The organism is Bradyrhizobium sp. LjRoot220 (genome assembly GCF_964252915.1).
In the GTDB taxonomy this organism is placed as follows: domain Bacteria; phylum Pseudomonadota; class Alphaproteobacteria; order Rhizobiales; family Xanthobacteraceae; genus Bradyrhizobium.
Window position 1 is genome coordinate 65,715 of record NZ_CAXUPS020000017.1, and the last position, 18,619, is coordinate 84,333.

Below are 18,619 nucleotides of genomic sequence, written 5' to 3' on the forward strand. Positions count from 1 at the left end.
TCATTGTCGAAACAAGGTCGCTGAGGCCTCCCGTAACAATTCACTTCACGGCGTATGGGTCCCGGCTCAAGGCCGGGACGACGACGGAAGGATTTCCCAAATTCAATTATCGCCCGGCCCGCCCGCAAACGCGCTCTCGAGCACGTCGCCGATCGGCTGCCAGGCGGTGCCGTCGAACTGCACCAGCCGCATCTGCTTGATCGGGTGAAAATCGGCAGGCCCGGTATTGATGGCAATGCCGGGCAATACAATCGGGCTCCGATAATTCTTCAGCGACGCGGCCTGCCGCATGATGTTCTCGCGCGACAGGTCATCGCCGCACTGGGTCAACACCTGAACCAGCGTCTCGGCCGCGGCATAGCCGAAGATGGCGTAGCTATCCTCCCTGTCACCATCGGGATAATATTTGTCCATGAACGCCAGCCAGTCCTTGATCGAAGGATCGTCCTTCCAGGTGGCGTCACCGGCGTCCTTGAGGAACGAGGTCGAGATCACGCCTGCGGCGTTCGCAAGCCCCGCAGGTCTCAGCGCGTTGGCGATCGAAGCCGCCGCGTTGACCAGCACCACCACCGGATACCAGCCCAGTTCGGCCGCTCGGCGGATGGCGCGCGCCGAGATCGGCGGCGCGCAATTGAGCACCAGTACTTCAGCACCGGAGCTCTTGAGGATCTCGACCTGGGTATCGATCGACATATCCGCCTCGATGGCAATATCAGCGACGATCATACGGGCGGTGACGCCGAGCCCTTCCTGCAATCCCCTGAACAGATCGCGCCCGAACTGGTCGTTCTGCCACAGCACCGCGATCTTGCGATCGGGATAGGATGCCTGGATGTAATTGGCGTAGATCCGTCCCTCGGCACGAAACGTCGGCTGCCAGCCCATGGTCCACGGAAACCGCTTGGGATGCGCCCACTCCTCGTCGCCGGACGCGACGAACAGCTGCGGCACTTTCCTCTCGTTGAGGTAGCTGCGCGTCGCCAGATTGCCCGGCGTGCCGAACGATCCGAACATCAGCAGCACGTTCTCCTGCTCGACCAGTTGGCTTGTGTGCTCGGCTGCCATCCGAGGATTGGAGCTGTCGTCGCGGGAAATGAATTTGATCCTGCGGCCGTTGATCCCGCCACGATCATTGATCATGTCGAAATAGGCAGCTTCCGCCCTGCCGATCGCCGCGAATGCCGCCAGCGGCCCGGTATAGGGCATGACATTGCCGATGCGGATTTCAGTGTTGGTCGCGCCAGCATCGGGCGCCTGTTGCGCAACGGCCGGGCCGGGCGGAAACAGCGCGGCCGCTAACAGCGCCAGGATAGTTGCAGTTTCTTTTATTTTTTTCATCAACGTGGCCTCAAACGCCAAGCCAACCCAAACTTGCGATGCCTAACCCGGCGCTGCCGAGAATACTGTGCAATCCAACGTTGTTGAAATCAATTTTTGTGTTTTAACGCAGCGCTATATCCAGCCAGCCCAGCGCGTTGACGCTGACGCGGTCGCCGGTGTCGATCAGCACGGTCGTGGTTTCGGCCTCGATGATGGCCGGACCAGCCAGCGAATGCCCTGGCTGCAGCGCATCGAGCGCATAGACCGGCACCTCGCGCCAACCGCCAAGGAAAGCCTGCCGCCTGCCGTGCGGCGCGCAATCGCCCGCCGACGGCGCCGGCCGCGTGTTCTGATCGTTTGGCGCGACCGCACCGACCGCCGCGACGCGCGCGTTGACGAACACGACCTCCTGGCCCGGCGAGGCGTAGGTATAGAGTTCCTCGTGCTTGCGATGAAAGCGCTGCTCGATCTGATCGACGAGATCATGCGCATGCCAGTCGAGACCATCCAGCGAGACGTCGATCTCAAAAATCTGCTCGCCGTAGCGCATTTCGGCAGAGCGTTCGATTGACAGCGGACCGTTGAACCAGGAGCGCAGCCGGCCCGCCGCCGCCTGCTCCAGTTCGGCGAACAGCTCGCGCACTTCGCCGGCTGAAATGCGTGCCGCTTTACCGTAGTGCGTGCGGCTCATCTCATAGCGCAGATCGCTGGTCAGCATGCCCCATGCCGACAGCACCGATGCCACAGTCGGCACGATGATACGCTTGATCTCCAGCTCGCGCGCGACTTCGGCCGCATGCAGCCCCGCCGCGCCGCCGAAACTCAGCAGCGCGAATTTCCGGGGATCGACACCGCGGCGCAGCGTCATCAGGCGGATGCCGTCGGCCATGTTCAAATTGATCATGCGGTAAATGCCGGCAGCGGCCTCGACGCGCGAGAGCTCCATGGATGCCGCGACACGGTCGACCGCGGCTTCCGACGCCGTGCGGTCGAGCGGCCGCTGGCCGCCCATGAAGGCGGCCGCATCGAGATAGCCAAGCACGACATTGGCGTCGGTGACGGTCGCGGCCTGCCCGCCATTGCCGTAACAGGCCGGACCCGGAATCGAGCCGGCACTTTCCGGACCGACCCGCAGCGTGCGGCTGCCATCGACGCTCGCGATCGAGCCGCCACCGGCCGCGATGCTCGCAATGTCGAGGCTGCGCAAGGCAATGCGCTGGCCGGCGAGCAGACCGTCAGCGGAGAGCGAGGCCTGTCCGTCCGAGATCAGAGAAATGTCGGTGCTGGTTCCGCCCATGTCGAACGGCACCAGATCGGGAATCCCGAGCAGTTCAGCGCAACGCCGGCCGCCCGACATGCCACCCGCCGGGCCTGACAGCACCGTGCCTGCAGCCAGGCGCGAAGCTTCCTCGACCGGCGCCATGCCGCCATGCGACAGGATCACGAACAGGCTGCCCTTGAGGCCGGCCGCCTTCAGCCGCCGCTCGAGATTGGTGAGATAGCGCCGCACGATCGGCTCGACATAGGCGTTCACGATCGTGGTCGAGACCCGCTCATATTCCTTGATCTGCGGCAGCACGTCGCTGGAGCGCGACACGCTGACATCAGGCATTGCGTTTGCCAGTCGTTCCACCGCGGCGAGTTCGTGGACGGGATTGAGATAGGAATGCAGGAAACACACCGCGACCGAGGTCGCGCCGGATTTCCTTATGCCGGCGATCGCCGCATCGAGCGAGGCCTGGTCCAGCGCAATCAACACCTCGCCATTCGCCTTGAGCCGCTCGCGAACGCCAAAGCGCAGTTCGCGCGGCACCAAGGGCTCCGGCGGCGGCGAGCGCAGATCATAGCGGTCGGGCTTGAGGCCTTCGCGCATTTCGATGACGTCGCGATGGCCCTCGGTGGTCAGCAGCGCGACCCTGGCGCCCTTGCGTTCCAGCAACGCATTGGTCGCAACCGTGGTGCCGTGAACCAACTGATCGGTAGCCGCGAGCATTTCCGCACGCGTCGTGTTCAGTCGCCGGGCCAGTTCTTCCAGGCCGGTCATGACGCCGATCGACTGGTCGGCCGGCGTTGAGGGTGATTTAGCGAATATCGTGCGGCCGGCCACATCCGTGGCCACCAGATCGGTATAGGTTCCGCCGACGTCAACTCCGATTGTGTACATCGCTAGTTACGCGGCTCCGCGGAAACACTGGCCAGGCCTTGTTCGGCGTCGCGCCGCCGCGCCTCTGCCATTCGCCTGGACGGTGGTCCCCAGCCACCGCCGCCGGAGGAACGTATCTCGAGGCAATCGCCGGGACGAAGCTCGATGCCGACTTCCTTGGTGCGGAGCACGCGCGGCTCGCGACCTTCCGACAGCAAGCGGTAGTGATGCGGCTCGCCGTCCTCGCCGCCGAGCATGCCGCAGGGGCCGTGACGCGCGCCATCGCCCGCGGTATTGCCGCGCGAAAGTTTTTCGGTCTCCAGCACGAGATCGAGGGCGACGCCGAGACCGCCGCGGAATTGTCCGTCGCCGCCGGAGCCTTCGCGGAATTCGTGGCGGCGGAAATGCAGGGGAAAGCGCGCCTCGGCAACTTCGAGACTGCCGAATTTGAGTCCGCCGACGCTGTGCCATTCGCCGATCGACGACCAGCCGTCACCGCCGGACGACGCACCGCCGCCCGGGCGCGCCTGAAACAGATGCCAGATAAAATTCTTGCCGGTGCGCGGGTCTTCGCCCTGGATCGCGATCCGGAACCTGCGGCTCCATCCGGCCATCGCGCGCTCCGGACAGGAGGCCGACAATGCCTTGACGATCGCTTCGACGATCTCGTTGGAGGGATGGCTGGTGCACAACGTCACCGGCCGGCCCGGATCGGCCCAGACAATCGTGCCCTGTTTGGCGATCACCTTTAGTGGGCGCAGCGCGCCGGTGTTCTTGGGGATTTCCGCGTCGATCAAATAGGCAAAGGCCATCGCGACCGCGGCCTGCATGTTGGCGTGAGAAGAATTCACAAAGCTGGTTGACTGCGGATCGGACTCTGACAGATCGACCTCGACGTCGCTGCCCTTCTTGGTGACCTTGGCCGCGACCCTTATATCGCTGCGGCCATGGCCGTCATCGTCGAGAAACGCCTCGCCGTGGAAGACACCATCCTTCCAGGTCGAGACCACGGCGCGGGTCTGCTGTTCGGTGGCGTCCAGGATCGCCTCGATCGCGGCTTCGACGACCGGCGCGCCGAACTCGCGGAACAGTTTGGCGACCCGCCGTTCGCCGAGATGCGCCGCGCCGAGCATCGCGGCAAGGTCGCCGCGAAACTCACGTGGGTTTCGCACGTTCAGCGCCAGCATCTCGAGCAGATCTTCGCGCGGCCTTCCGGCCTCGGAGAGTTTGATCGGCGGGATGCGCAGGCCTTCCTGCCAGATTTCGGTCGCACCGGGATTGTACGCGCCATGCGTCGCACCGCCGATATCGCTTTGATGGGCGCGGACGATGGTCCATAGCAGGCGCTTGTCGCCGTCGAACACCGGCACGAAGACGGTGAGGTCAGGCAGATGGCTGCCGCCATAATAGGGATCGTTGAGCAGGAAGACGTCGCCCGGCTTGACGTCTTTGAACCGTTCCTCGACCGCGATCGTTGCCCATGGCAGCGCGCCGACATGGACGGGCAGATGATCGGCCTGCGCGATCAGGCGGGCGCGCGTATCGCAGATCCCCAGCGAAAAGTCGCGGCTGGAATTGAGGATCTGCGAATAGGAGGTGCGAAGCATGGCCTCGCCCATCTCCTTTACGATCGAACTGAGCCGATGCTGGACGACGGAACGGGTGATGGGATCGATCTTGGCGGACATTGTTGCCTTGTTGTTCTTGAACTTAAGTCGCGGCGGACACTTCCGATATCGCGCCCGATACGGCGTCGATGATTGCATGTATATCGGCATCCGTCATCGGGGTCGACAATGCCATCAACCCATTGCCCGCCGCCAGCACGCCACGATTGAGCAGCGCCCGGTTGAAAACTGCCTGGCGTTTGGCTTCCAGTTCGGTCGGGTAGGCCGAGCGATAGTCGCGCACCGGGCGATCGGCGAAATGTATTTTCAACAGCGATCCGAGCCCGACGGTACGCCCGGGAACATTATGGCGGCCGAACGCGGCGTCGATCCCGGAACGAACCGCCTCCCCCATTGCATCGAGCCGCGCGAACGCCGCCTCATCCAGCAATTGCATCGCCGCGATGCCGGCGCGCATCGTCACCGGGTTGGCCGAAAACGTGCCGCCATGTGGCAACGCCGGTTTGCCGAAACGGGGATCGAACACGGCCATGAATTCCTTGCGGCCGCAGACCGCGCCAACCGGGAATCCGCCGCCGATAATTTTGGCCAGTGTGGTCAAATCAGGCTCGATGTTGAACAGACCCTGTGCGCCGCGATAGCCGAGCCGAAACGTAATCACTTCATCGAAAACGAGCAGCGCGCCGACCTCGCGCGTCACCTTGCGCAGCGCCTCCAGATAGGCCTGATCGGCCGGCGCCAGCCCGGCGCGATTGGGCATAGGATCGACAAGGACGCAGGCAAGTTCAGGGCCATGCTCGCGGATCAGGCTGACGGCGGCCTCGGTGTCGTTAAAGGGAATCGTCAGCACGTCGGCCAGCACATTGTCGGGCGTGCCCCTGGCGTAAGCGACGGACACCGGCGCGTTGCGGCCCCAGGCTTCCGGCGTCGGATCAAGGCTTACCTCGGCGTAATCATAGGAGCCGTGATAGGCGCCCTCGCATTTTGCGATTTTGGGACGACCGGTATGCGCACGGGCGGCCTTTAGCGCCATCATCACGGCTTCGGTGCCTGAGTTGCAGAACCGCACCTGGTCGACCGATGGCAACCGTGCGCGCAGCAATTCGGCAAGGTCGACCTCGGATTCGGTCGGCATTCCGAACGCCGATCCCAGCGCCAGCTGCCGTGTTGCGGCCTCGATCAACGCAGGATGCGCATGGCCGTGGATCTGCGAGGTGAAATTGTTGATGCAGTCGATGAATTCGTTGCCATCGACGTCCCACACCCGGCAGCCCTCGCCGCGCGCGGCGTAGATTGGATAGGGCTTCATGAAAACGGTGGTGCGCGTATTCCCTCCGGGCAGGCTCGCCAGCGCGCGATCGTACGTTTTCTGCGATGAGGAATTTGGATCCGGATACATGTGATTTTCCACCAGCGCTGGAAACAGGGTCTGATCTAGGTATACAGCAAAAACACCATTGTTCCGATGATTAGCACCGCGGCGATAAATCGACTGCATCAGTGCCGCCCCGAAGAAGAACGGTGCCGGGCGTAACGCCGATACGCCGGGAATACCAATTGGTATTCCCGGGAATGCCATCTCGACCCGCGAGCAGGCGGCGAAACAGTTCACGACCGTTCCCTTCTCCCCTTGCGGGAGAAGGTGGCTGCGAAGCGCCGGATGAGGGGTCTGTGCCACGGGCTAGGTCTGCGTCTAAGGAGACAGACCCCTCACCCGTCCGCGACGCTCTGCATCGCGCTCCGGCACCCTCTCCCACAAGGGGAGAGGGTGCATCGAGCAAGTCAGGCGATCAGTGCTTGTGGAACACCAGCGTTCGCAGTTCGATGCTTTCGCGCGGCGCGGCGTCCTTGGGCGTGGTCGGATCGATGAAGGCGGTATGCGGCCCGAACCGCGTGCGGCCGTCGGTGGCGGAATCGTAGCACTTCAGCAGCAGCGCTTCGTCCGCGGCCATCTCGGGAATGTAATACCAGCGATGGTCGGGGTTGTACTTTACGGAGTAGGTTTCGCCCTGCCGGTTTGGATAGATCAGGTCGGAAGCGACGAGATCGCCGGGCGCGACGGTCTGGCCGTCCAGCATCGCGAGCGGCGCATCGCGCAGCGGGCCGCGGATCGGCCGCCACAGATTGATCACCTGGACCCGGCCCTTCAACAGTTCGTCCGCCTCGTCAGGCAGATGTTCGCGGACGCGGTTCGCCCCTGACAATTCGGTCTGGTCGACATGGACACGCGTGGCCGGCTGGCGCGGGCCGGCGCCGCGCACATCGGGGGCGCCCTCCACGCGCTTGCGAACGGTATGGTCGAATATCACGACGCGGTCGGCCTTCAGTGTCGCGCGAAGGAACGCTTCTGCGGCGGGATAGTAGACGTTCCGCACCTCCTTATCGTCGTAGAAATTCCGCACGATGGTCGGGTGGCGGACCAAGGCAAAGCCCTCACGGTCCAGCGAAAGGCTACCGGCAATCAGGCGGGCGTCGAAGATTGGAACCTGATGGGGTTCGGGCAGCGCCGTGGTTTGGAGCTCGCCCGGTGGTGGATCGAAAGCATAAGTACGCGGCTTTCCGGGCGTCGGCGCGAGGTAGTTGAGTTCGCCGGTGACGAAGGGAAGCGACTCGAGTCTTGCTTGCTGCAGGCCCATGGCAATCTCCTGGACTCTATTGTTGGTTCGATTTGATTTTGGCTGATACACCCTCCCCCACAAGGCCGCGCTGCAAATAGCAAGATTGCCATTCTCGCAAGTGCGATACGGGAAAGATCCTTGTCGCGCGCACCGGCTCTCCCGGATGGATATTGCGCGCTTCACGGGTTCGTTAGCCCGCAAAACGCAGGCGTCGCCATGTCCGCCTTGAACTACTCGCCCCGACCGACTGGCGTTACAGCACCAAGCGGCCGCAGAACTGCCGCAGCCAGGGAGGAAAAAATGAACATCACCATGAAGGACCGCATTGCCGTCGTCACCGGCGGCAGCAAGGGCATCGGGCTTGCCGTCGCGCGGCGCTTTGCCGAGTCCGGCGCCAAGGTCGCGCTGCTGGCGCGCGGCGCGCAGGATTTGAAGAGCGCGCGCGAGCTGCTCGCCAGGGACGGCCTCGAAGTGCGCGACTACGTCTGCGACGTTTCGAAGGCGGCCCGCACAACGTCCTGATCAAAGCGATGCTGGTCGGCCTGATCGTCAGCGATCAATGGGTCAAGCGGCATGCCCAGAAGCGCCGGAGACCGATTTCGATGCCTTCACCCGCGATCTCGCCAAGGGCGTCCCGCTCGGGCGGATGGGCGCCGCAGAGGAATTCGCCAACCTCGCCTGCTTCCTCGCCTCGGAGCAGGGATCATACATCACCGGCACGGCCATCAACGTCGATGGCGGCCGGTCGCCGGTGGTCTAGCGCGCCTGGTTCCGATGGCTTCAGAACCGGAATACCGGTTTATTTTGACGCGTTTTCTTGACGCGACCCGGTGACCACTTCGCTCGAAAACGCTATGGGGCCCAGGCAAAAAAGGCCTCCGTCGCCGGAGGCCCTTTCGCTATCAAACCGCGTCTTTGGCGGCCTTGACCGGGCGGGCGCGGACGATCTTGCGCGCCGGCTTGGCCTTGAACATCATTTCTTCGCCCGTGAAGGGGTTGGTGCCCTTGCGAGCCTTGGTCGCGGGCTTCTTGACCACGACGAACTTGGCGAAGCCGGGGACGAGGAACACCCCGTTCTTCTTCAGCTCCTTGTGACCAACGTCAACGAGCGCGTCCATCACGCCCTTGACTTCCTTCTTCGAAACTTCGGTTGACGTCGCGATCTTCTCGATCAGCTGCGACTTAGACATTTGGGTAGCCATGGTTGCTCCATTTGATTCTGGAAGAGGCACGATATGGCGGAAATTGCCTAAAAAAACAGGGTTTTCGACATTCTGCACAACTATATCGCTATTTGACTTGCACTGATTCGCACGAAATAGGCTAGTTTTTAAGCCTTTGGCGGGGCATTAAAGCGGTAGAATGCGGCGAAATGCCTTGTTTGACAGGCTTTTTCGACGATCTCCGACCATTTCCCGCGTTTGATCTCCATCCTAACGAGGACGGCTTTGATGCCGAAAATCGCATCGACCGCATCGCCAGTGCTCACGTCTGGGTTTCCAGACGGGTTTTCCGGATCACGCGGCGATTAGAAAATGACACTGGCTTCCGCTTCATCGTAACATCAGGGCTGAACACGACAGCCAGCGCCGGCGATCCGATACGGGGCCTTCGCCGGGAGCACAATTCAAGCCGAGGAAACAGCAGCGTGGCACTCAAGAACGTCATCGGTGTGGATCACGCCGTGGTCATGGTGAAGGACCTCGACGAGGCCGCCGAAAACTACAAGCGGCTTGGGTTCACCGTGTCGCCGCGCGGCACCCACAGCGCGCATATGGGATCGGGCAATTACACCATCATGTTCGACCCTGACTATATGGAACTGCTCGGCGTTCTGGCGCCGACAGAGCTTAATGCGCCGGCGCGGGCGTTTCTCGAAACGCGCGGCGAAGGCATCGAGCGCATCGCCTTCACCGCGGTGGATTCCGCCGCGGGCGCCGAGGAAATCCGCGCGCGCGGTTATCCGCCGGTCGGACCGACCGATTTTGAACGGCCGGTGACGATGCCCGACGGCACCATTTCCGCCGCCAAATTCCGGACCTTCCTGTGGCCGAACGCGGAAGCGCCGGGCGGCGTGCGCATCTTCGCCTGCCAGCACAAGACGCGCGAGACGGTGTGGATTCCCGAACTGATGACGCATGCCAATGGCGCCAGGCGCCTGCGGCAGGTGCTGATCGTTTCGCCGGAGCCGGCCAATGACGCCGCGCACATGTCGCGACTGATCGATCGCGACGCGAGAACCGAGCACGACGGCGCCATCGCCGTACCCTCGGGCTCCGATCGCGCCGATTTCGTGTTCCTGACACGAGATCAACTGAGCAAGCGCTATCCCGAGGTATCGCTGACCGGCCTGCCCGAACGCGGCGGCGCCGGGCTGGTGATCGCGGCCGATGTCACCGCCGCCGAGAAGGCGCTCGGCACCACCGGCGTTCGCAGCGGTGGCGGGATCATCGTGCCGCCTGCCGCCGGCAACGGCACCCTGCTCGCCTTCGTCAAGGCGTAGCCGCCAGCGCCAACCGCGCTGCATCAGGAAAGCCGGATCATGGCGAAGGGCAAGAGCGAACCGGATGGCGATGCGGCAACAACCCGCCGCGGCAGGCCCCGTTCGGCCGAGACGACCAACGCCATTCTGCAAAGCGCCTACGGCCTGATGGCGACCACGGGCCTTGCCGCCACCAGCATCGACGCGGTGGCGCGGGATTCCAACGTCTCGAAGATGACGATCTACAAATGGTGGCCGTCGCGCGAGGCGCTGCTGATCGATGCGTTCCTCAACCACGCGTCGTTGATGCTGCCGCTGCCGGGCACGGGCACACCGGCAGAGCGCCTGAGAAGCCACGCCGCGGCCTATGCGAAGGCCTTGCAGGGCGAGTTTGGCAAGGTGCAGCTCGCGGTGATCTCGGAATGCATCTCGAATACCGGGTCCGCCGGGATCTTCTACGAGCGCTATCTGCAATATCGGAGGACAGCGCTGGTTGCGTTGATCGCCGCCGGCCAGCAGGACGGCAGCATCGGCGCGACGGGTGCACCGGAAGACCTGTATGACGCGATCTACGGCAGCCTGTTCTACCGCTATGTCTTCGGCATCAAGCCGATCTCGCCGGCGCAAGCGCGCAACCTCGTCGACACACTGCTGATCATCAAGAGCCGCTGAGATCAGGGGCGCGGTTACGGCGCTCGCGGCGGAACCAGGCCCACGTCTCGCGCGTCACGGCCAGATAGCCCTGCCCCTTGAACGCAATCCGGTCGTCGACAATCTCGTTCAATTTCGGCAGCGCATGAAAGGGGATCGACGGATAGGCATGGTGCTCGACGTGATAGGGCATGTTCCATGCGAACCACTTCATCACATTCCCGGTATAGGTGGTGCGGGTGTTGTCGAAGGCGCTGCGCGTTCGTTCGCATCCGGTGTGCTCAGCATAGAGGTAAGGCCGCAGGATCAATTGGCCAACCAGCAGGGGAACGATCCACACCCAAAGCAGGACGGCGGTATGCAGCGTGAGCGAGATCAGCAGCAGCAGCGCATAACCCGCAACATAGAGGCGGGCTTCCCGCACGATGATGTGGCGCTTGTTCTCGGGAATCCAGGGCAACGACACCTTGCCGGTCAGGGCATGACGCAGCATCAGCGCCTCGCGGCCGGCGATCTGAACAAGACCGCTATAGGCGATCGCGAGTTGCGTGTCCGAGGACGGTTTGGGGCCGACGATTAGTTCCGGATCCTTGTCGGGATCCTGCGTGTAGCGATGATGGTCCCAGTGAAACAGGCAATAATATTCGTAGCGATGCGCGATCATGAAAGCCGACAGATGGCCCACGATGAGATTCAGCGCGCGACTCCGGAATGCGGTCTTGTGGGCGGTCTCGTGCATCGGCATGAACAGGAAGGCCACCAGATAGGCTTGCAGGGCGATCAGCGGCAACGCCCATGCCAATCCGTAGATCGAGGAGACCAGCCAGATCGAGGTCCCGATGAGGGCGATTGCGCCATAGTGACTGATGGTGCGAACCGCGCCTCGAAGATCCGATCGTTCCGAGAGTTCGCGGAGCATCGCCGGACTTAGCGGCTTCTCGCGGAGTTTTGGTTCAGCTGACGTCGCAGTGTTCATGGTTGCAGTCGCCCTGTCGGATGATTTCGTTTTTCAACGTTGCAGCAGTGCCGAGATCTCGCCGCGGATGAACGCGCGATCCGCGGGATAGTTGATGGGATTTCCGGCGCGGTGACCGTGGATCGACGGGATCGGATGAAGCTCGGCCGACCTGGCGTTGACGAGCCGGCCGATCTCGGCCTCGTTGTCACGCACGTCGAAATAGCGGTCCGTCTGCCCTGGCATCAGCAGCACGTGCGCCGTAATCGCCACCAGCGCACGGTCGATTTCGCCGCCAAACGCAACACACCGGCTGATATCGCCGCGCTGCCAGATGCCGATCTGGGCGAGCAGATCATTGGCGTCGCGCCGTGCGAAGGCCTCATCCCAGGAACGGGCCAGATAGTCTTCCAGGGAGTTGAAGCCGGCCTCGCGCCAGACCTCGTCCCGGTAATAGGCGTGCGACATCGCCCAGCCCGCATAGATGCGTCCCATCGCACGCAGGCCAGCCGAGGGTTTGGCGACGAAGCGGCCGTCCTTGAAATTGGGGTCGGCGGTGAGCGCGGCCTTCACGCCTTCGAGGAAGACGTGATTGTACGGCGAGCATCGCGCGCTGCCGCAGACGATGGCGGCGCGCTCCACCATGTCGGGATGACAGGCCGCCCAATGATAGGCCTGCATGCCGCCCATCGACCAACCATAGACCAGCGCGATCTTTGAGATGCCGAACTGTTCCACCAGGAGGCGGCGCTGCACCGCGACCGCATCGTGATAGCTGATCGCCGGAAACGGGGTGATGTCGGAATTCGACGGCGAGGACGACAGGCCGTTGCCGAACAGGTTCGGGATGATGATGAAGTAGCGTTCGGGATCCAGGATGCCGCCGGGCTGGATCAGCCATTCGGTGTCGATGTGCTGCGCGCTGAACGATGTCGGATAGACAATCACATTGTCCTTGCGCGCATTCAAGCTGCCATAGGTCTGGTAGGCGAGGCGCATGGATGGGAACACCACGGCCGACTGAAGCAGGACGTCGCCCGCCTCGAAGACCTGATACTCGCCGCTGCTCCTCATCCGCCCGGCTCCATTGCCCTGCATTAACTGTACTTATCGTACACTATATAAATACGATTGCAAGCCCGCGGCGGCGAGGCGTTGGCCATCGCCGGTAACGCGCGTCTTGCCATCGCAGGAAGACGGTTTGACGGCGGAGCCGCAAGCAACGAATTGCTTCGATGGCGACGCCCGCCGCCCGAGCCGCCATGTCCACCGTCGCCGCGTCCGCCATAATCCCGCACGAGGGGGCTAGGCAGGCCGCGCACTGACGTTACTATCGCCGCAAAACAAGCCGACCCAGGGAGAGAAAAACAATGAAGAATCATCTGATCTCGCGCCGTTCCGTTCTGGCCGGCACCGCCGCCGCAGGCGCGCTCAGCCTGACCGGCTTCCCGGCCCGCGCCGAGGTGAACTGGAAGAAATACGCCGGCACCAAGCTCGAGGTGATTCTCGCCAAGGGCCCGCGCGGCGACAATCTGCAAAAGAACATCAAGGAATTCACCGAACTGACCGGCATCCAGGTTGAGTCGGAGCAGATTCCGGAACAGCAGCAGCGCCAAAAGGCCGTGATCGAACTCGCTTCCGGCAAGCCGAGCTTCGACGTGGTTCATTTGAGCTATCACGTGCAGAAGCGCCAGTTCGAGAAGGCCGGCTGGCTCGCCGACATTTCGGGTTACATGAAGGACCCGAACCTCACCGCGCCCGACCTCGTCGAAAGCGATTTCTCGGCGGCCGGCCTGCAATACGCCAAGAACGACAAGGGACAGATGCACTCCCTGCCATGGTCGGTCGACTATTTCATTCTTTATTACAACAAGGAGCTGTTCCAGAAGAAGGGCGTCGCGGTACCGAAGACCTTCGACGAGATGGTCGCGGCGGCCGAGAAGCTCACCGATGCCAAGGAAGGCACCTTCGGCTTCGTCGGGCGCGGCCTGCGCAACGCCAACATGACGCTGTGGACCAATTTCTTCCTCAACGCCGGCGGCGAATTCCTCGATGCCAAGGGCGGCATCCTCACCGATGGCCCAGAGGCGATCGAAGCCACCAAGCTTTACCAGACGCTGCTGACCAAGGTCGCGCCGCCCGGCGTCGCCGGCTTCAACTGGATGGAGTCGATGGCCTCGTTCACGCAAGGACGCTCGGCGATGTGGATCGACGGCGTCGGCTGGGCGCCGCCGCTGGAAGACCCGGCCGCCTCGCGCATCGTCGGCAAGGTCGGCTACACCGTCGTGCCCAGGGGATCCAAGGGACAATATTCGGCGACCTATGGCGACGGCCTCGGCATCGCGGCCGCCAGCAAGAACAAGGAGGCCGCCTATCTGCTCTGCCAATGGGCGGTGTCGAAGAAGCAGGGCGCGCGGCTGCTGCAGGCCGGCGGCGGCGTGCCGTTCCGCAACTCCGTGCTCAACGACCCGGAGATCCAGGCCGGGGTCAAGATGCCGAAGGAATGGCTGCAGTCGGTGATCGATTCCGCCAAAATCAGCAAGCTCGGCCTGCCCGTGGTGATTCCGGTCGCCGAATTCCGCGATCTCGTCGGCGCCGCCCTCACCTCGACCCTCTCGGGTGCTGACCCTGCGACCGAATTGAAGAAGGCTCATGAGCAGTTCCGCCCGATCCTGGAGCGCAGCGAAAAAGCGTGAAGGCGATAGCAGAAGTACCTCCGGCCGCGGCTGAGCCCGCGCCGGGGCAGGAATGGCGGCCGCCGTCCTACTGGCCGTTCGTGGTGCCGGCGCTGGTCGTCGTGCTCGCCGTGATCGTGTTCCCATGGGTGTTCACGATCTGGATGAGTCTGAACGAATGGAAGGTCGGCTCGCCGACCACCTTTGTCGGCTTCGCCAATTATGTGCGGATGCCGAACGATCCCCGCTTCGTCGAGGCGGCCGGACACACGCTGCTTTACACGGTCCTGTCGGTGCTGCTGCCGCTGATCCTCGGCACCTTTGCCGCGGTGGTATTTCACGCCAAATTTCCCGGCCGCGGGTTTCTGCGCGGGGTCTTCATCATGCCGATGATGGCGACGCCGGTGGCGATCGCGCTGGTCTGGACCATGATGTTCCACCCGCAGCTCGGCGTGCTGAATTACCTGCTGTCGCTGGTCGGCCTTCCCCCGCAATTGTGGGTGTTCCATCCCGGCACCGTGATCCCCTCGCTGGTGCTGGTCGAAACCTGGCAATGGACTCCCTTGGTGATGCTGATCGTGCTCGGCGGCCTCGCCGCGATTCCGACCGAGCCCTATGAAAGCGCGCAGATCGACGGCGCCAGCGTTTGGCAGGTGTTTCGCTACATCACGCTGCCGCTGATCACGCCGTTCCTGTTCATCGCCGGCATGATCCGCATGATCGACGCCGTCAAGAGCTTCGACATCATCTTCGCGATTACCCAAGGCGGCCCCGGCTCGGCGTCGGAGACCATCAACCTCTATCTCTACAGCGTCGCATTCATCTATTACGATCTCGGCTATGGCTCGGCGATCGCGGTGATCTTCTTCCTGCTGATTGTGGCGATGGCGGCGCTGATGCTGCATCTGCGCCAGCGCACGATGTGGACCGAGATCGGGAGCGGCGCATGAGCCTGCGTCAGATCCTCGGCAAGATCGGGCTGTGGTTTGCGATCTTCGTGGTGGTGTCACCCGCGATCCTGTTCTTTCTCTGGATGGCCTCGCTGTCGGTCAAGTTCGAGGTCGACAACGCCGCCTATCCGCCGGTGTTTTTCCCCGAGCGCTTTGCCTGGAAGAACTATGCCGACGTGCTCGCCTCCAACCGCTTCCTGACCTACTTCATCAACAGCCTCCTGGTGACCGGCACCGCAACCGGCCTTGCGATGCTGGTCGGCGTGCCCGCCGGCTATGGCATCGCGCGGATGGCGGCGCATAAATCCGCCATCGTGATCCTGATCGCGCGCATCACGCCGGGATTGTCGTATCTCATTCCGCTGTTCCTGCTGTTCCAGTGGCTGGGACTGCTCGGCACGTTGTGGCCGCAGATCATCATCCATCTCGTGGTGACCGTGCCGATCGTGATCTGGATCATGATCGGCTATTTCGAGACCACGCCGCTCGAACTCGAGGAAGCCGCCTTGATCGACGGCGCCACGCGCTGGCAGGTGTTCCTTCACGTGGCGCTGCCGATAGCGCGTCCGGGGCTTGCGGTTGCTTTCATACTTGCCGTGATCTTCTCCTGGAACAATTTCGTGTTCGGCATTGTCTTGGCGGGACGGGAGACGCGCACGCTGCCGGTTGCCGTCTACAACATGATCTCGTTCGACCAGCTGAGCTGGGGACCGCTTGCCGCCGCCGCGCTCATCGTCACCTTCCCTGTGCTGCTGCTGACGGTGCTCGCGCAACGGCAGATCGTGGCCGGGCTGACCGCAGGCGCCGTCAAGGGCGGCTAGCTGAAAGCTCCGGTGCCAGCGCTTCCAGCACTGCGGCGGAGTTCGAGACCCAGCCGAAGATGCCGCCCTGCGCCTTGATCATTTTCAGGCCCATCTCGTGGAATTCGGGAAAATACGATGCGCAGCCGTCGGCCAGCACCACGCAGCGATAGCCGCGGTCGTTGGCTTCGCGCACCGTGGTGTTGACGCAGACTTCGGTGGTGACGCCGCACACCAGCAGATTCTCGATGCCGTATTTCTCCAGCACATCGCCGAGTTCGGTAGCGTAGAACGCGCCCTTGCCCGGCTTGTCGATCACGATCTCCGAGTCGAGCGGATAGAGCTCGGGAATGATGTCATGGCCGGCCTCGCCGCGGATCAGGATACGCCCCATCGGTCCGGGATCGCCGATCCGCAACGACGGCGCGCCGCGTTCGACCTTGGCCGGCGGCGCATCGGACAGGTCCGGCAGATGCCCCTCGCGGGTGTGTATGACCAGCATCCCAGTTTCGCGCGCCGCCGACAGCACCGAAGCGATCGGCTTCACCGCGCGCGCCAGCTGCGACACGTCGTTGCCCAACGTCTCGCCGAAGCCGCCAGGCTCCATGAAGTCACGCTGCATGTCGATGATCAGCAGCGCGGTGGACGCCCAGTCGAGCGCAATCGGCTCCGGCTCGGCGGCGATGGATGGCCGCTTTGAGTTCGTCATGATGCCACGCCCCGAACGAGAGTAATTTCCGGAGAGACTAAGCAAGGCGCATGCCATTGTACAATTCTTGCGCAGGCCGGGAACGAGTTGGCACGCTTGTTGCTAAACATCGCGGTGTCGCAACGTCGAGACGCCGGCGGTCTGCCGCAGCCACAAATTCGGGAGGAACACATGAACGGACTCGGAGGTCTCAACAAATCGCCCGAAGGCGTCGTGATCGGGCTGGTTCAACTGCAACTGCCCGTGGTCGTGACCAAGGCCGACCTCGCGCGGCAGACCGAACGCATCGTCTACATGGTCGGCAAGGCGCGGCGCAATCTCGGCACAATGGACCTGGTCGTATTTCCCGAATATTCGCTGCACGGGCTGTCGATGGACACCAACCCCGAGATCATGTGCCGGCTCGACGGCCCCGAAGTGGCCGCCTTCAAGCAGGCCTGCATCGAGCACAAGATCTGGGGCTGCTTCTCCATCATGGAGTTCAACCCGCACGGCAATCCGTACAATTCGGGCCTGATCATTGACGACCATGGCGAGATCAAGCTCTATTACCGGAAATTCCATCCCTGGATTCCGGTCGAGCCGTGGGAGCCCGGCGATATCGGCATTCCCGTGATCGAGGGACCGAAGGGCGCCAAGCTTGCGCTGATCATCTGCCACGACGGCATGTTCCCCGAGATGGCGCGCGAATGCGCCTACAAGGGCGCCGAGATCATGATCCGCACCGCCGGCTATACCGCGCCGATCCGCGAGAGCTGGCGTTTCACCAATCAGGCCAATTCGTTTCAGAATCTGATGGTGACTGCCAACGTCTGCATGTGCGGCTCCGACGGCTCGTTCGATTCGATGGGCGAAGGCATGATCGTGAATTTCGACGGCAGCATCATCGCGCACGGCACTACCGGCCGCACCGACGAGATCATCACCGCCGAAGTGCGCCCCGACCTCGTGCGCGAGGCGCGGATTCACTGGGGCGTCGAGAATAACATCTATCAACTCTGGCACCGCGGCTATGTCGCGGTGAAGGGCGGCGCGATGGATTGCCCGTATACGTTCATGCAGGACATGGTGGCGGGTAGGTTCCGGCTGCCGTGGGAAGATCAGGTCAAGGTGACGGACGGCACGTCGTGCGGCTTTCCGGCGCCGACGCGGATGTTCGGGAAAACGGCGAAGGCGGCGGAGTGATTATCGCCCATCCGAGCTACAACTCGCTGTCATGCCCCGCGAAGGCGGGGCATCCAGTACGCTGCGGCCTCTCGGTTCAATAACAAGCGCCTCTGGAATACTGGGTCACCCGCCTTCGCGGGTGTCGACAGCCGGATGCGTGTCTGCATTCTCGCGACGCGATGCGCCCGAGTTTGCCAGAAACTTCCCGCCCTCCTCAAACAGAGGGCGCAGGGAATGCCGGATGCGCGCTGCACCCGCGGTCTCGTGTGCGGTTTGCACAAAATAAAGTGCACACGAGCATACAGGGCAGCGGAGAACATCCGACATTCCCTGCGCAATGGCTTTACGGATTATAACGAGCTCTCCCCGGAGAACGGCTCTTTTGCCTCCGTTGCGCCCTGAAAACTATTGTCTCCAGGTGCATTGACGCCAGCACCGCGGCGTCAGGACCACACGTCTTCACCGTACGCTTCCGTCACGATCGTCTTCGTGACTTCAGCGTCCACCGCAACCCGTCCAAC

General features: G+C 62.9%; 18 protein-coding genes. 8 read left to right on the forward strand and 10 right to left on the reverse strand.

The genetic code is table 11. The features are described from left to right. Positions 1–102 precede the first annotated feature (102 nt). The 5 genes from ACSQ84_RS35560 to ACSQ84_RS35580 all read right to left on the reverse strand — a co-directional run bounded on the left by ACSQ84_RS35560 (position 103) and on the right by ACSQ84_RS35580 (position 7,727). Positions 103–1,338: an ABC transporter substrate-binding protein gene (locus ACSQ84_RS35560; protein ID WP_436216424.1), complete on the reverse strand. Its 1,236-nt coding sequence runs from the start codon at positions 1,336–1,338 to the stop codon at positions 103–105. Between the two features lie 103 nt (positions 1,339–1,441). After that, positions 1,442–3,484 carry a hydantoinase/oxoprolinase family protein gene (locus tag ACSQ84_RS35565; protein WP_436216425.1) on the reverse strand — a complete coding sequence of 681 codons (2,043 nt, stop codon included), beginning with the start codon at positions 3,482–3,484 and terminating at the stop codon, positions 1,442–1,444. A gap of 2 nt (positions 3,485–3,486) precedes the next feature. Beyond that, on the reverse strand, positions 3,487–5,151 hold the full coding sequence (locus ACSQ84_RS35570; RefSeq protein ID WP_436216426.1) for a hydantoinase B/oxoprolinase family protein: 1,665 nt from the start codon (positions 5,149–5,151) through the stop codon (positions 3,487–3,489). 22 nt (positions 5,152–5,173) lie between these two features. Then, positions 5,174–6,490 carry an aspartate aminotransferase family protein gene (locus tag ACSQ84_RS35575; RefSeq protein ID WP_436216427.1) on the reverse strand — a complete coding sequence of 439 codons (1,317 nt, stop codon included), beginning with the start codon at positions 6,488–6,490 and terminating at the stop codon, positions 5,174–5,176. A 391-nt stretch (positions 6,491–6,881) separates the two neighbouring features. Then, positions 6,882–7,727: a CmcJ/NvfI family oxidoreductase gene (locus ACSQ84_RS35580; protein WP_436216428.1), complete on the reverse strand. Its 846-nt coding sequence runs from the start codon at positions 7,725–7,727 to the stop codon at positions 6,882–6,884. Positions 7,728–8,009: 282 nt separating this feature from the next. Between ACSQ84_RS35580 and ACSQ84_RS35585 the strand changes: the two genes are divergently transcribed. Together ACSQ84_RS35585 and ACSQ84_RS35590 are read left to right on the forward strand one after the other, a co-directional pair. Beyond that, complete coding sequence (locus ACSQ84_RS35585; protein ID WP_436216429.1) at positions 8,010–8,231, forward strand: SDR family NAD(P)-dependent oxidoreductase; 222 nt, start codon at positions 8,010–8,012, stop codon at positions 8,229–8,231. A gap of 37 nt (positions 8,232–8,268) precedes the next feature. Further along, positions 8,269–8,469, forward strand: coding sequence for an SDR family oxidoreductase (locus ACSQ84_RS35590; protein ID WP_436216430.1), 201 nt, complete (start codon positions 8,269–8,271; stop codon positions 8,467–8,469). Positions 8,470–8,611: 142 nt separating this feature from the next. On the opposite strand, the gene ACSQ84_RS35595 is transcribed toward ACSQ84_RS35590, so the two are convergent. Beyond that, positions 8,612–8,911, reverse strand: coding sequence for an HU family DNA-binding protein (locus ACSQ84_RS35595; RefSeq protein WP_192734913.1), 300 nt, complete (start codon positions 8,909–8,911; stop codon positions 8,612–8,614). 128 nt (positions 8,912–9,039) lie between these two features. After that, positions 9,040–9,198: a hypothetical protein gene (locus tag ACSQ84_RS35600; RefSeq protein WP_436216431.1), complete on the reverse strand. Its 159-nt coding sequence runs from the start codon at positions 9,196–9,198 to the stop codon at positions 9,040–9,042. 159 nt (positions 9,199–9,357) lie between these two features. Between ACSQ84_RS35600 and ACSQ84_RS35605 the strand changes: the two genes are divergently transcribed. Both ACSQ84_RS35605 and ACSQ84_RS35610 read left to right on the forward strand, forming a co-directional pair. Further along, complete coding sequence (locus ACSQ84_RS35605) at positions 9,358–10,212, forward strand: VOC family protein (protein WP_436216432.1); 855 nt, start codon at positions 9,358–9,360, stop codon at positions 10,210–10,212. 39 nt (positions 10,213–10,251) lie between these two features. Beyond that, positions 10,252–10,863, forward strand: coding sequence for a TetR/AcrR family transcriptional regulator (locus tag ACSQ84_RS35610; protein ID WP_436216433.1), 612 nt, complete (start codon positions 10,252–10,254; stop codon positions 10,861–10,863). Here ACSQ84_RS35610 and ACSQ84_RS35615 read toward each other — a convergent pair. Next, a complete protein-coding gene (locus ACSQ84_RS35615; protein ID WP_436216434.1) occupies positions 10,850–11,818 on the reverse strand; it encodes a fatty acid desaturase in 969 nt (322 codons plus the stop codon). The two genes, ACSQ84_RS35610 and ACSQ84_RS35615, sit on opposite strands and share 14 nt — an antisense overlap. Before the next feature lie 33 nt (positions 11,819–11,851). Then, positions 11,852–12,871, reverse strand: a complete 1,020-nt coding sequence (locus tag ACSQ84_RS35620) for an alpha/beta fold hydrolase (protein ID WP_436216435.1) — start codon at positions 12,869–12,871, stop codon at positions 11,852–11,854. A gap of 296 nt (positions 12,872–13,167) precedes the next feature. Here ACSQ84_RS35620 and ACSQ84_RS35625 point away from each other — a divergent pair, with 296 nt between their 5' ends. The 3 genes from ACSQ84_RS35625 to ACSQ84_RS35635 are packed head-to-tail and all read left to right on the forward strand — an operon-like array spanning position 13,168 to position 16,243. Beyond that, entirely contained in the window at positions 13,168–14,493 is a 1,326-nt protein-coding gene (locus ACSQ84_RS35625; RefSeq protein WP_436216436.1) for an ABC transporter substrate-binding protein, read from the forward strand. Then, positions 14,490–15,422 carry a carbohydrate ABC transporter permease gene (locus tag ACSQ84_RS35630; protein ID WP_436216437.1) on the forward strand — a complete coding sequence of 311 codons (933 nt, stop codon included), beginning with the start codon at positions 14,490–14,492 and terminating at the stop codon, positions 15,420–15,422. Before ACSQ84_RS35625 ends, ACSQ84_RS35630 begins: the two co-directional genes overlap by 4 nt. Beyond that, positions 15,419–16,243 (forward strand): carbohydrate ABC transporter permease, encoded by an 825-nt coding sequence (locus ACSQ84_RS35635; protein WP_436216438.1) that lies wholly within the window; start codon positions 15,419–15,421, stop codon positions 16,241–16,243. The genes ACSQ84_RS35630 and ACSQ84_RS35635 overlap by 4 nt, the downstream gene beginning before the upstream one ends. Here the strand turns inward: ACSQ84_RS35635 and ACSQ84_RS35640 are convergent. Next, entirely contained in the window at positions 16,230–16,931 is a 702-nt protein-coding gene (locus tag ACSQ84_RS35640) for a cysteine hydrolase family protein (RefSeq protein WP_436216439.1), read from the reverse strand. The genes ACSQ84_RS35635 and ACSQ84_RS35640 overlap by 14 nt on opposite strands. Before the next feature lie 171 nt (positions 16,932–17,102). Between ACSQ84_RS35640 and ACSQ84_RS35645 the strand changes: the two genes are divergently transcribed. Then, positions 17,103–18,116 carry a formamidase gene (locus tag ACSQ84_RS35645; RefSeq protein WP_436216440.1) on the forward strand — a complete coding sequence of 338 codons (1,014 nt, stop codon included), beginning with the start codon at positions 17,103–17,105 and terminating at the stop codon, positions 18,114–18,116. Positions 18,117–18,619 lie beyond the last annotated feature (503 nt).